The organism is Brachybacterium sp. SW0106-09 (assembly GCF_001293905.1).
GTDB classification, from domain to species: domain Bacteria; phylum Actinomycetota; class Actinomycetes; order Actinomycetales; family Dermabacteraceae; genus Brachybacterium; species Brachybacterium conglomeratum.
The window spans coordinates 64,604-77,026 of record NZ_BCAK01000008.1 but is presented as its reverse complement, the minus strand read 5'-3'; the positions used below and the strand labels follow the sequence as shown (position 1 = coordinate 77,026).

The following is a 12,423-nucleotide window of genomic DNA, read 5'->3' as shown; positions in this document are numbered from 1 at the left end:
TCAGCCCCAGCTCGCGGCGTCGGTCAGGCAGAACGGGTGTCCCGCCGGATCGCGCAGCACGATCCACGTCGACCCCGGCTGCTCCTCCACGCGCTCCGCGCCGAGCTCCACGCAGCGCGCCGCCGCGGCCTCCAAGTCCTCGACCGCGAGATCGAAGTGGAACTGCTTCGCGCCGCTGTCCGGCCAGGACGGCGGCCGATGGTCCGGCACCGCGCCGATGCCGAGCGCATGCGAAGGGCCGGCGAGCATCGCGTACTCCTTCTCAAGGTGCACGATCGGCCAGCCGAGCACCTCCGACCAGAACCGCGCCAGCGGCTCGGTCTCGAGCGCATCGAGGGTGATCATCGCCAGGCGCGCGACGGCGGCCTGCGAGCGGTCGGGGGCGGAATCGGGGGCGGAGTCGGGGTGCGTCGTCGTCATGCCTGCCACACTGCCCCCATGGCGTCGGACGGCGATAGGACGAACGCGACGGGACCGACCGACGCGCGATCCCACCCGCACATGCCCCACCCGCACATGTACGGCCATGTGCTGCGGCCCGAGGAGTTCCTGCGTCGTGCCCGCTACGACCACGCCCTGCCCGCCGCGGACCTGCGCCGCTGGGTGGACCGCTACTGGTCCGTGAGCTGGGACCTCGACCCCGGAGAGGTCCACCGCGCCGCGACCCTCGACGAGCCCGCGATCCACCTGACCCGCGAATGGGGCGGCGTCCGGCGCGCGGGGGCCGACGGCGGCGGCACCTGGGTCACGGGCCCCGTCACCCGGGGCCGCTTCGACGTCGTCCAGACCGGCACCGGGGGAGTGGTCGGCATCCGCTTCCGGCTCGGCGGCACGCGGGCGTTCACCCGCGGCGAGCCGGTGGCGGTGCGGGATCGGTCGCTCCCGGCCGCGGAGTGGTTCGGGGCGGAGATGCCGGGGAGCGTCGGCGCAGGCGGCGCGGCGACCGCGACCGAGGCGGCGCCGCTGCTCGACGACTGGCTGTGCGCGCTGGAGCCGGCCGACGCCCCGGGCTTCGAGGATCTCCGTAAGGTGCTGGACGTCCTCGCCGACCCCTCCGTCACCTCCGTCGCCGCGCTCGAGCGGCGCACCGCCCGCTCCGCACGCTCGCTCCAGCGCCTATTCCGCCACCACCTCGGCGTCGGCCCCAAGCGGATCCTGCTGCGCGCCCGCGTGCAGGACGCGATCGCCGCGATCGACCGCGGCGACTCCCGCCCCCTCCCGGACCTCGCCCACGACCTCGGCTGGTTCGACCAGTCCCACTTCATCCGCGACGTCCGCGCCGTCACCGGCATGACGCCTTCGTCCTACGCCCGCCGCGCCGGCGGCGACATACTGGAGCCATGACCAGCCACACCGCCTCCTTCACCGTGCAGATGGCCCCGGGCGCCCCGATCGACGGCGCCGCCGACCGCTTCTCCCTGGCCAAGACCTGGACCGGCGAGGCCGAGGGCACTTCCCGCGGCACCATGCTCACCGCCGGCGACCCCGAGACCGGCAGCGCCGGCTACGTCGTCTCCGAGATCTTCGAGGGCAGCCTCGGCGGACGCACCGGCACCCTCGCCCTCCAGCAGCTCGGCACCATGACGGGCGGCGCGCCCGCCCTGCAGTACGTGATCGTCCCCGGCTCCGGCACCGGCGACCTCGCCGGCGCCACCGGCACCCTCGAGATCGGCGAGATCCACGACGACGGCCGCCACGAGGTGCGCTTCACGCTGGGCTGAGCCGTTCCCCGTCCGCACTAGAGTGACCGCCATGACCACCGTCGTCCTGCCCGGCTCCTTCGACCCTTTCACCCTGGGCCACCTCGACCTCACACGGCGCGCGACGGCGCTCGGCCACCACGTGATCGTCGCCGTCTCCCACAACCCCTCCAAGAAGGGCCTGCTGGACCTCGAGCAGCGCACCGCAGCGATCCGCGCCGCTCTCGCCGACGAGGGCCTCGCCGAGCAGGCCGAGGTGCGCACCCTGCCCCGCGGCCTGCTCGTCGACTTCTGCCGCGAGGTCGGCGCGGGCGCCGTCGTGCGCGGGCTGCGCTCCCAGCTCGACCTCTCCTACGAGGAGCCGATGGCGCGGATGAACCACCACCTCGCCGGGACCGACACCGTCTTCCTTCTCACCGACCAGTCCCTCGCCCACATCTCCTCCTCCCTCGTCCGCGAGGTGCACGCCCTCGGCGGTGACGTCTCCGACATGCTCCCCGCCGCCTCGCTGGAGGCGCTCCGCACCGCCTCTGACCTACGCTGAGCAGATGACCACCGACGCCATCCCCACCTCGCCGCTCGACGACGCCCTGCGCTTCGACGCCGTCGACCTCGTCGGCCGCACCGGCACGCACCGCCGCGTCGAGCACACCGTCCCCGCCCCGGCCCGCGAGGCCGGCGGCCTCGCCATGCAGGTCTCCGAGGGCGAGCCCATCGCGATCGAGCTCGAGCTCGAATCCGTGGTCGAGGGCATCTACGCCCACGGCACCGTCACCGCCCACCTCGAGGGCGAGTGCTCGCGCTGCCTCGACCCCGTCGACCAGGACATCGCCACCCGCTTCGACGAGCTGTTCCTCTACCCCGAGAAGGTCAAGGCCGAGGAGCGCGAGGACTCCGTCCTGCTCGTCGACGACGAGGTGCGCCTCGGCCCCGTGGTGCGCGACACCCTCGCGATGGAGGCCGACGAGCGACCCCTGTGCCGCGAGGACTGCCCGGGCCTGTGCGCCCAGTGCGGCTTCCGCATGGAGGACGACCCCGACCACCACCACGAGGTCATCGACGAGCGCTTCGCCGCGCTGAAGGGCCTGTTCGACGAGGACCCGAAGGACGACGACGCGCAGGACGGGAAGGCCTGATGGCGCGCAGGCGCCGCGCCGCAGAGGCCGCCGCCCCGCAGGGCCTGCTGGACACGCTGCCGCTGGACGCCGGGCAGGCCGCGGACCTCACGGACTCCGGGCTGCTCGATCTCGCGCTCACGCACCGCTCCTACTCCTACGAGCATGACGGCCTCCCGCACAACGAGCGGCTCGAGTTCCTGGGCGATGCCGTGCTGCAGCTCGCCGTCACCGAGCACCTCTACGCCGCCCACCCCACGCTGCCCGAGGGCGACCTGGCCCGGCGCCGCGCCGCGACCGTCTCGACCCGGGCGCTCGCCGTGATCGCCTCCCGCCTCGACCTCGGCGCCTACGTGCGCCTGGGCCGCGGGGAGGACCTCACCGGCGGCCGTGCCAAGGCCTCGATCCTCGCCGACACCACCGAGGCCGTGATCGGCGCGGTCCACCTCGCGCTCGGCCAGGACGTCTCGCGTCGCTTCGTGCTGGACCTGCTCAGCCCGATGCTCGACTCCGACGAGTTCCTCGAGGCGGGCTACGACTTCAAGTCCCGCCTGCAGGAGATCGCCGCCGCGGAGGGCAAGGACGTGGTCTACGCGCTCACCGAATCGGGCCTCGAGCACCAGAAGACCTTCACCGCGACCGTCGCCGTCGAAGGGGTCGTCACCGCCCGCGGCGACGGCGCCTCGAAGAAGGACGCCGAGCTCGCCGCCGCCCAGAACGCGGTGCGCGGCGTCCTCGCCGAGCGCGGCGAGTCCCTCATCCCCAGGGGCTGACCCGGTGCCCGAGCTGCCCGAGGTCGAGGTGGTGCGGCGCGGCCTCGAGCCCCGCACCGTCGGCCGCACCATCACCGCGCTCGAGGTGCTCGAGCCCCGCTCCCTGCGCCGCCAGAGCGGGGGAGAGGACCGCCTGCGCGCGGCCCTGGTCGGCTCCCGGCTCACCGCCGTGGTGCGGCGCGGGAAGTTCCTGTGGTGGCGCCTCGCGGAGCCGGGCGGGGCCGAGGCCGGGGAGGCGCTGATGGCGCACCTCGGCATGAGCGGACAGCTGCGGATGAGCACGCCCGGCGCGACGGCCGCGCCGTCGGTGGAGCTGTCCGAGGGGCCGGCGTCCGACCCGCTGCGGCACCGCCGCGTGAGCCTGCACCTGGACGACGGGGCGCGGCTCGACTTCGTCGACCAGCGGATCTTCGGCGGGCTGTGGACGAGTCCGCTCCTCGAGGCGGAGGGCGGGGCCCTCGCCGGCGTGGGCAGCCCCGACGCCCTGCTGCCGGAGGACGCCTCGCACATCGCCCGTGATCTGCTCGACCCGGCCGCGGACCTGCACGGTATCGCCGACGCCCTGCGCGCCCGGCGCAGCGCCGTGAAGTCCCTGCTGCTGAACCAGGAGATCGTCTCCGGGATCGGAAACATCTACGCCGACGAGGCCCTGTGGGCGGCGCGGATCCGGTACGACACCCCGGGCGCGGCGCTCGGCCCCCGCCAGGCGCCGGCGCTGCTGCGCGCCGCCCGCGACGTGATGGAGCGGGCGCTCGAGGTGGGCGGGACGAGCTTCGACGCGCTGTACGTGAACGTCGACGGGCGCAGCGGGTACTTCGCCCGGAGCTTGAACGCGTACGGCAAGGAGGGCGAGCCGTGCCCGCGCTGCGGCGCCGTGATGCGGCGCGTGATGCACGCGAACCGCTCCTCGCACTTCTGCCCGCGGTGCCAGCGGGGACGCTGAGACCCGCGTCGTCCCCGGTGCGATAGATTTTGACGTGCCCGCCGAGATGAGGAAGGACGCCACGTGACAGCGACCCAGCAGGACGGCCCGATCCGCGTGATGCTCGTCGACGACCACGAGGTGGTCCGCCGCGGCATCGTCACCGCGATCGATGCGAGTCCCGCCCTCACCGTGATCGGCGAGGCGTCCTCCGTCGCCGAGGCGACCCGGCGCCTCCCCGCCATCCGCCCTCAGGTGCTGCTGGTCGACCTCCAGCTTCCCGATGGCACCGGCATCGACGTCATGAAGGTCGCCCGCGAGCTCGACCCCGAGCAGAGGATGCTGGTGCTGACCAGCTTCGACGACGACGCGGCGCTGCGCGAGTCGCGCGCTGCGGGCGCCGCGGGCCTGATGCTGAAGTCCGCCCGCTCCCAGGAGATCGTCGAGGCGATCCAGGCCGTGCACGCCGGTCGCCCCGTCTGGCCCGCCGATCACGTCGAGGACGGTCCGGACCTGTCCGAGTCCGATCAGCGGATCGTCGAGCTGATCGGCGACGGGCACTCCAACCGCGAGATCGCGGGCGCCCTCGGCATCGCGGAGAAGACCGTGAAGAACCGCGTCACCGTCATCCTGCAGACCCTCGGCATGCAGCGACGCACCCAGGTCGCGGCGATGGTCGCGGCCCGTCGCCGGGCGGGCTGGAAGCCGCAATGATCCTCGCGCGCTGAGCTCAGGCGGGGGGCAGCGTCACCCGCCACGAGATCATCGTGCCGGGCTCGAGGGTGATCGCGTCCACCCAGCCCGAATGGCGCCGGGCCCGCGAGGACATGTTCGCGAGCCCCGAGCGGCGCCGCACCGTCGGGTCGATCCCGCGGCCGTTGTCCGAGACGTTCACCTGCACCACCCGGTCCACGCCCTCGGAGAACACGCTCACGGAGACCGCGACCGCGGTGGCATGCGCGTGACGGGCGGCGTTGGCGAGGCACTCCCGCACCACCGCGACCACGTCGTCGGCGATCTCCGGCGGCAGCTCCGCATCCATCTCCGCAGGATGCGGGGGCAGGCGCAGCGAGGGCACGAAGCCGAGGCCGGCGGTCGCGAGCCCCACCTCGCGGCGCAGCTGCTCGGTGAGCGTCGCCTCCGCCCGCTCCCGGCGCAGGGACTGCACGATCAGCCGGATCTGCGCGACCGCGTTCTCGACCCCCTGCACGGAGGCCGCGACCGAGGAGCGGATCCGCGCCTTCGACGGGGTCACGTCCGGGGAGCCGAGGGAGTCCACCAGCCCCTCGAGCTCCATCCCCACCGCGAACAGTTCCTGGATCGCGAGGTCGTGCAGATCGCGTGCGATCCGTCCGCGCTCGTCGTCGATCTCGGAGTCGGCCTGCAGGGTCGGGACGCGCAGGGTGAGGCCGACGAGCCCTGCGAGCGCGTCGAGCCGCTCGCGGTCCGCGGAGGTGAAGTCCTCGGAGCCCTCCGGGCGCAGCACCCCGAGCAGCCCGGTGCCGTACTGGGCCGCATCGATCGCGGCGAGCATCGCGCGGCAGCTCTCCTCGCCGAGGGCGAAGGTCTCGATCCGCTCGAGCGCATCGGCGTCGGCGTGCTCGAGCGCCGCCCCGATCGGATGCGCGGCGGGCACCTGCTCGCCGAGCAGGGCGGGGGCGTCGGGCCCGTGGACCATCTCGATCGTCCACGCCTCGCGGGTCAGGGGCATCACGAGCACGGCGCTGCGGGCGCCGAGGTCGGTGCGGGCCGAGCGGAGCATCAGGTCCAGCAGGTCCTCGGTCTCCCCGCCGGCGAGGACGGCGCCGGCGAGGTCCTGGATGCGGGGGCGGTCTCTCATCGGGGCTCTCCGATCCTGAGGACGGGCGTGTCGGCGGGGATCGCCTCGGGGCGATGGGTGACGACGACGACCGTGGTCGAGGCCGGGACGAGGGACTCGTCGCCCGGGGTGAGCAGCGCGGCGAGCAGGGCGTCGCCGCGGGCGGTGTCCAGGTGCTCGGTCGGCTCGTCCAGCAGCAGCACCGGTCCGCGACGCACCACGGCGCGGGCCAGGAGCAGGCGACGCCGCTCGCCGCCGGAGACCGTGGTCCCGTCCGGGCCGAGCATCGTGTCGAGTCCGTGGGGGAGGGTCGCGAGCCAGTCGTCGAGGCCGACGGCCGAGAGCGCGGCGAGCGCCTCGTCGTCGGCGAGGTCTCCGCGCACCACGCGCAGGTTCTCCCGCAGCGTGGTCGCGAAGACGTGCCCGTCCTCGGCGAACAACGTCACCGCTTCGCGCAGGGAGGCGGCATCGCTCGAGACCTCGCCGCCCAGCGGGGCGAGGAGCCCGGCGAGGGTCGCCAGCAGGGTCGACTTCCCGCTGCCGGAGGGGCCGACGACCGCGAGGCGGGAGCCGGGGGCGAGGTCGAGGTCGAGGCCGCGGACGCACGGGGCCTCAGCGCTCCAGCCCGCGGTGAGGTCGCGGGCGGTCAGGGTCGCCGTGGCGGGACGCTCGGCGGGGACGGGGGCGGAGTCGTCGCCTTCGCCGCCCTCGCCGATCAGGGCGTCGAGGCGCTCCGCGGCGGCGCGGGAGCGGGCGTGCTGGGTCGCCGCGGCGGGCAGGGCGGTCGCCGCCTCGAAGGAGGACAGGGGCAGCAGGAGCAGGATCCCGATCTGCCCGGCGGAGAGGTCCCCGGCGGTCCAGGCGGCGCCCGCGGCGAGCAGCGAGCCGGTCACCGCGAGGACCATGCTCGCGGGCACCGCGGCGGCGGCGAGCGCGGCGGGGCGGGCGGCCCGGTCGATCGCGGCGTCGTGCGCGGACTGCGCGGCGGCGAGGCGGGCGAGGGCCCCGTCGAGCCGGCCGTCCACCCGCAGCGAGGTCGCGTCGTCGAGGATCTCCAGGGAGTGGGAGGTGACGTCCCCGCGGGTGGTGAGCACGGCCTGCTCGGTGAGCGCGGCGGCGCGGTGCGCGAACCGGGGTGCGGCCACCGCCGCCAGCAGCAGCGAGGCCGCCATCGCGGCCGTCGCGGGCAGGGACAGCGGTGCGAAGGTCGCCAGCACCACGACGAGCATCACGGCCGCGACCAGGGCGGGCACGATCGCCTTGATGACGTGGTCGCCGAGCTCCTGCGCGTCATCGCCCAGCCGGGAGAGCAGCTCGCCGCGCCGCAGCCGCGTCAGGGCGTCGTCGGTGCGGGAGGCGAGCGCCGTGAACAGCGAGGTCCGCAGCGAGACCACGCCCCGCAGCGCCACGTCGTGGGTGAGCATCCGCTCCAGCCAGCGGAACACGCCGCGGGAGACGCCGAGGGCGCGCACCATCACCACGGTGACGGTCAGGTCGAGCACGGGCGGCATGGTCCAGGCGCGGGTGACGAGATAGGCGGAGACCGCGGCGAGCGCGAAGGCGGAGGCGAGGGTCGCGACCGCGGCGAGGACCGCGGCGAGGAGCCGCGCGGGCGGGATCGCGAGGGCGCGCTCGGCGCGGCGCAGCGGGGCGGCCTGGGCGGTCATGCGGCGACCTCCGCTCGCGAGTCGACGGAGACGAGGTCGTCGGCCGCCTCGACGAGGCGGGAGCGGTGGGCGACGACGAGCACGGTGCGGCCCTGTGCGCGCAGCTCGCCCAGCAGGTCCAGCACGATCTGCTCGGCGGCGCCGTCGAGATGGGCGGTCGGTTCGTCGAGCACGACCAGCGGGGCGGGGGAGAGCAGGGCGCGGGCGAGCGCCAGGCGCTGCCGCTCGCCGAGGGAGAGTCCCTGCCCGCGGCGGCCCAGGTCCGCGTCGAGGCCGCGGTGCGCGATGACGGCGTCGAGGCCGACGGCGGCCGCGGCGGCCCCGAGCTCGTCGTCGTCCGCGTCCGGGCGGGCGGCGGCGAGGACCTCGCGCAGGGTGCCGGGCGGGAGCACGGGCCGCTGGGGGAGCAGCGCGATCTGGTCCCAGAGGCTGCGACGCTCCAGCTCGCGCACGTCGGTCGCGGTGCCGTCGGCGGCGATCACCTCGGCGCGGCCCTGCTCGGGCTCCAGCAGGCCCAGCAGCACCTGCACGGCGGTGGTCTTCCCGGCTCCGGAGGGGCCGGTCAGCGCGGTGATGCGGCCGGGGTGGACCTCGAGCTCGGCCGCGTGCGGGGCGAGCCCGTCGCGCGAGGCGACGCTCACGCCGCGCAGGGCGAGGGTCGCGCCGGCGAGGTCGGGGGCGGGACGGGTCCCGTCGGCCGGGGCGTGCTCGTCGAGCACCTCGAAGGCCGCGCCGACCGCGGCGAGTCCGTCGGTGGAGGAGTGGTACTGGGAGCCGACATTGCGCAGCGGCTGGTACACCTCGGGGGCGAGGACCAGCACCGCGAGCGCCGGGGCGAGGTCCATCTCGCCGTAGACGAGCCGCATGCCGATCGTGACGGCGACCAGCGCCACGCACAGGGTCGCGAGCAGCTCGAGCACCATCGAGGAGAGGAAGGCGAACTTCAGCGAGCCCATGGCGGAGGAGCGGTGACGGTCGCCGAGGGTCTCCACCACCCGCTCCGGGCCGTGCTCGCGGCCGAGGGCGCGCAGGGTGGGCAGGCCCTCGACGAGGTCCAGCAGCTGGGACCACAGGGAGCGCATGTCCGCCAGCAGCTTCTCGGAGCGACCCACGGTCATCTTCCCCACCAGGATCATGAACAGCGGCACCAGCGGCAGCGTGACCAGGGCGATCACGGCGCTGAGCGGATCGAGCAGCCCGATTGTCAGCAGGCACAGCGGGGTGACCGTCGCCGAGAGCATCAGCTGGGGGACGTAGCCCACCAGATAGGGGCGCAGCTTCTCCAGCCCCGTCGTCGCCAGCGCCGTCACGTCCGCGCCCCGGCCGGCCCCGGCCCGCGGGCCGAGCCGGGCGGCGTGGGCGAGGACGCGGGCGCGCAGATCGCTGATCGCGGCGGTCGCGGCGCGGTGCGCGGTCGCCTCCTCGACCAGCACCGCCCCCGCCCGCACGGCGAGTGCGAGGACCAGCAGGGCGAGCATCCCCGGGGCGCCCGCGGGGACGTCCCGCTCGACGAGCAGCCGCGCGCCGAGGTGCGCGATCACCAGCGCCGTGACGATCACGGACGCGGCCTGGACGAGCCCGAGGACCACGGTCCGTGCGACATGGGCGCGCGCGGCGCGCACCTCCCGGACCAGACGGGGGTCCAGAGGTGCTCGCCGCGCGCGCGTGGGGGTGCTCACTCCTGGCCGAACGCTTCCCGGTAGCCCGCCCGCGCCTTCTCGACGAGGCCCTCGCCGGGGGCGGGGGAGTCCTCGTCGGTGATCCGATGGCGGAAGACCCGGTAGGTCCAGATCGTGTACGCGATGACGATCGGCAGCAGGATCGCGAGGGCGATCAGCATCACCGTCAGCGTGTGCTCGGTCGAGGAGGCGTTCGCGACGGTGAGCGAGTTCGCCGGGTCGTTCGAGGCCGGCATGACGTACGGGAACAGGCCGCCGAACAGGGTGATCGTCGCCGCGGCGATCGCGGTGGTGGTCGCTCCGAAGGCGAGGCCCTCACGACGGGCACGGCCCAGCGGCACCACCGCGATCAGCGCCGCCGCCGCGATCGCGAGCGGGATCAGGGTCCACGGCGTGTTCGAGTGCGCGAGCTGGAACCACAGCAGGTAGGCGGCGCCGGCCACGATCGTCGGCCACACGAGCCGGCTCGCGAGGCGGTGGGCGTCCTGGCGCAGCGGGCCCTCGATCTTCAGGGTCAGGTACAGGGTGCCGTGCAGCCAGAACAGCAGCACGAACACGAGCCCGCCCAGCAGCGCGAAGGGGTTCAGCAGACCGAGCAGGGAGGTGGTCACCCAGCGGTTCTGGTCGATCGCGACGCCGGCGACGATGTTCGAGAAGGCCACGCCCCACAGCAGGGCCGGGGCGAAGCCGCCGATCACGTGCACGACGTCCCAGGAGGTGCGCCAGCGGTCGTCCTCGTGCTTCTCGCGCCACTTGAAGGCGCACACCCGCACGATCAGCACCAGCAGCAGGAGCAGCAGGGCGAGGTAGAAGCCCGAGAACAGGGTGGCGTACCACTCGGGGAAGGCCGCGAAGAGCAGCGCGCCGCCGGTGATCACCCACACCTCGTTGCCGTCCCAGACGGGGCCGATCGTGCGCAGGATCGTGCCGCGTGTGCCGGGGCCGCGGCGCCAGAAGACGGCGACGTTCATCTGCACGCCGAAGTCGAAGCCCTCGAGCACGAAGTAGCCCAGGAAGAAGAAGCCGATCAGCGCGAACCAGAGGGTCTGCAGGACCGTGGGGTCGAGCATGGTGTCCATGAGCAGGTGGGTCCCTTCTCAGTAGTCGAAGGAGAGGGTGGGCGTGTCGAGCTCCTCGGTCCTCGGGTCCCGCTGCGGCAGCGGCGCGCCCTTCAGCGCGGCCTTCTGCATCATCCGGAACCAGATCACGGCGAGCACGCCGTAGACGAGGGTGAAGGCGACCAGCGAGGTGAGCACCATCCACGAGGGGTGGGCGGAGACGCCCTGCAGCGTCATCAGCCGCACCGTCGGGTCGTCGGGATTGGGATGGACGACCCAGGGCTGACGCCCGATCTCGGTGAACACCCAGCCGGAGGAGTTGGCGAGGAACGGCATCGGGATCGCGAGCACGGCGAACCACTGGAAGGCCTTCGAGCCCGTCGTGCGGGCGTTCTCGCCCTTGCCGCGGGTGACCCACAGCGCCCAGAGGGCGAGGATCCCGCTGAACGCCGCGAGGCCCATCATCAGGCGGAAGGACCAGTAGGTGACGAAGAGGTTCGGGCGGTAGTCGACCTCGACCTCCTCGCCGTGGATGTTCGTCGCGGTCTCGCCGAACTCCTCCTTGTACTGGGCGTTGAGGTCGTCGACGCCCTGCAGCGTCGCATCGAAGGTGTGGGTGGCGAGGAACGAGGTCATGTACGGCACCTCGATGAGGTGGGTGACGTCCCCGCACTGCTCGGCGAAGGCGTCGGGGCCGCCGATGGTGAGGATCGAGAAGCTCGCACCGGTCTCCGTCTCGCACAGCGCCTCGGCCGACGCCATCTTCATCGGCTGCTGCTTGAACATGAGCTGGGCCTGGAAGTCGCCGGAGATCACCAGCACGATCGCGGAGACGAACATCGCCACCACGCCGAAGCGGACGGTGGGCCGGTAGAGGTCACGGGCGGCGCGGTGCTGCTCCTGGCCCTCCTCGGTCTCCAGCCCCATCTCGCGGGCGGCCCGGTGGTGCTTCACCATGTGCCAGGAGGCGACGCCGGTGAGGAACGCGCCGGCGACGAGCCAGGCGCCGGAGACGACGTGGGGGAAGGCCGCCATCGCCGTGACGTTCGTGAGCACGGCGAGGAGCGAGCCCTGCGAGGGGTCGAGCTCGGCCCGCCCCGTCTCGGGGTTCAGCAGCGCGCCGACGGGATGCTGCATGAACGAGTTCGCGGCGATGATGAAGTAGGCCGAGAGCGTGGTGCCCAGCGCCACCGCCCAGATCGTCAGCAGGTGGATCTTCTCGGGCATCTTCCCCCAGCCGAAGATCCACAGCCCCAGGAAGACGGACTCGAGGAAGAAGGCGGCGAGGCCCTCCAGCGCCAGCGGCGCCCCGAAGACGTCGCCGACGAAGCGGGCGTACTCGGACCAGTTCATCCCGAACTGGAACTCCTGCACGATGCCGGTGGCGATGCCGATGCCGAAGTTCACGATCAGCATCGACCCGAAGAACTTCGTCATCCGGGTCCATGCGTCCTTGCGCACGGGATCCTTCGCGAACACGGCACGGGTGTTCATGATCGCGACGAGCAGGGACAGCCCGATCGTCAGCGGCACGAAGATGAAGTGGTACACGGTGGTGATGCCGAACTGCCACCGTGCCAGGTCGAGGGCTTCCATGGATCCTCCCGAGTGGACGACACGCTGTCATGAAAACTAGAGCGGCCGCGCGCACCGCCCCGGGGACCATGGTCCCCCTTCCGCGGCGGCAGAT

At 73.5% G+C, this 12,423-nt stretch carries 13 protein-coding genes; 7 read left to right on the top strand and 6 right to left on the bottom strand.

The window, feature by feature from the left end; genetic code table 11:
* The gene (locus tag Y09_RS05720; protein ID WP_053916751.1) at positions 1 to 420 is read right to left on the bottom strand and encodes a VOC family protein; all 420 of its coding nucleotides are present in this window, start codon (positions 418 to 420) and stop codon (positions 1 to 3) included.
* Between the two features lie 81 nt (positions 421 to 501).
* Between Y09_RS05720 and Y09_RS05715 the strand changes: the two genes are divergently transcribed.
* The 7 genes from Y09_RS05715 (at position 502) to Y09_RS05685 (ending at position 5,224) form a co-directional block, all read left to right on the top strand.
* Positions 502 to 1,344: a helix-turn-helix domain-containing protein gene (locus Y09_RS05715; RefSeq protein ID WP_148639542.1), complete on the top strand. Its 843-nt coding sequence runs from the start codon at positions 502 to 504 to the stop codon at positions 1,342 to 1,344.
* Positions 1,341 to 1,721: a DUF3224 domain-containing protein gene (locus Y09_RS05710; protein WP_053916745.1), complete on the top strand. Its 381-nt coding sequence runs from the start codon at positions 1,341 to 1,343 to the stop codon at positions 1,719 to 1,721. Before Y09_RS05715 ends, Y09_RS05710 begins: the two co-directional genes overlap by 4 nt.
* A gap of 31 nt (positions 1,722 to 1,752) precedes the next feature.
* Positions 1,753 to 2,244: a pantetheine-phosphate adenylyltransferase gene (gene coaD, locus Y09_RS05705; RefSeq protein ID WP_053916742.1), complete on the top strand. Its 492-nt coding sequence runs from the start codon at positions 1,753 to 1,755 to the stop codon at positions 2,242 to 2,244.
* 4 nt (positions 2,245 to 2,248) lie between these two features.
* Complete coding sequence (locus Y09_RS05700) at positions 2,249 to 2,836, top strand: DUF177 domain-containing protein (protein WP_053916740.1); 588 nt, start codon at positions 2,249 to 2,251, stop codon at positions 2,834 to 2,836.
* Positions 2,836 to 3,588, top strand: a complete 753-nt coding sequence (rnc, locus tag Y09_RS05695; RefSeq protein WP_053916737.1) for a ribonuclease III — start codon at positions 2,836 to 2,838, stop codon at positions 3,586 to 3,588. The genes Y09_RS05700 and rnc overlap by 1 nt, the downstream gene beginning before the upstream one ends.
* Before the next feature lie 4 nt (positions 3,589 to 3,592).
* The gene (gene mutM / locus Y09_RS05690) at positions 3,593 to 4,531 is read left to right on the top strand and encodes a bifunctional DNA-formamidopyrimidine glycosylase/DNA-(apurinic or apyrimidinic site) lyase (protein ID WP_053916735.1); all 939 of its coding nucleotides are present in this window, start codon (positions 3,593 to 3,595) and stop codon (positions 4,529 to 4,531) included.
* 63 nt (positions 4,532 to 4,594) lie between these two features.
* Complete coding sequence (locus Y09_RS05685) at positions 4,595 to 5,224, top strand: response regulator transcription factor (protein ID WP_053916733.1); 630 nt, start codon at positions 4,595 to 4,597, stop codon at positions 5,222 to 5,224.
* Positions 5,225 to 5,240: 16 nt separating this feature from the next.
* On the opposite strand, the gene Y09_RS05680 is transcribed toward Y09_RS05685, so the two are convergent.
* From Y09_RS05680 to Y09_RS05660, 5 genes are read right to left on the bottom strand one after another with little or no spacing between them, the layout of a single operon-like run.
* Entirely contained in the window at positions 5,241 to 6,350 is a 1,110-nt protein-coding gene (locus tag Y09_RS05680; RefSeq protein ID WP_053916731.1) for a sensor histidine kinase, read from the bottom strand.
* Complete coding sequence (cydC, locus tag Y09_RS05675; protein ID WP_053916729.1) at positions 6,347 to 7,996, bottom strand: thiol reductant ABC exporter subunit CydC; 1,650 nt, start codon at positions 7,994 to 7,996, stop codon at positions 6,347 to 6,349. Before cydC ends, Y09_RS05680 begins: the two co-directional genes overlap by 4 nt.
* Positions 7,993 to 9,618 (bottom strand): thiol reductant ABC exporter subunit CydD, encoded by a 1,626-nt coding sequence (cydD, locus tag Y09_RS05670; RefSeq protein WP_345742685.1) that lies wholly within the window; start codon positions 9,616 to 9,618, stop codon positions 7,993 to 7,995. Before cydD ends, cydC begins: the two co-directional genes overlap by 4 nt.
* 53 nt (positions 9,619 to 9,671) lie before the next feature.
* Positions 9,672 to 10,754 (bottom strand): cytochrome d ubiquinol oxidase subunit II, encoded by a 1,083-nt coding sequence (gene cydB, locus Y09_RS05665; protein WP_053916727.1) that lies wholly within the window; start codon positions 10,752 to 10,754, stop codon positions 9,672 to 9,674.
* An 18-nt stretch (positions 10,755 to 10,772) separates the two neighbouring features.
* Entirely contained in the window at positions 10,773 to 12,329 is a 1,557-nt protein-coding gene (locus tag Y09_RS05660; protein WP_053916725.1) for a cytochrome ubiquinol oxidase subunit I, read from the bottom strand.
* Positions 12,330 to 12,423: the final 94 nt, after the last annotated feature.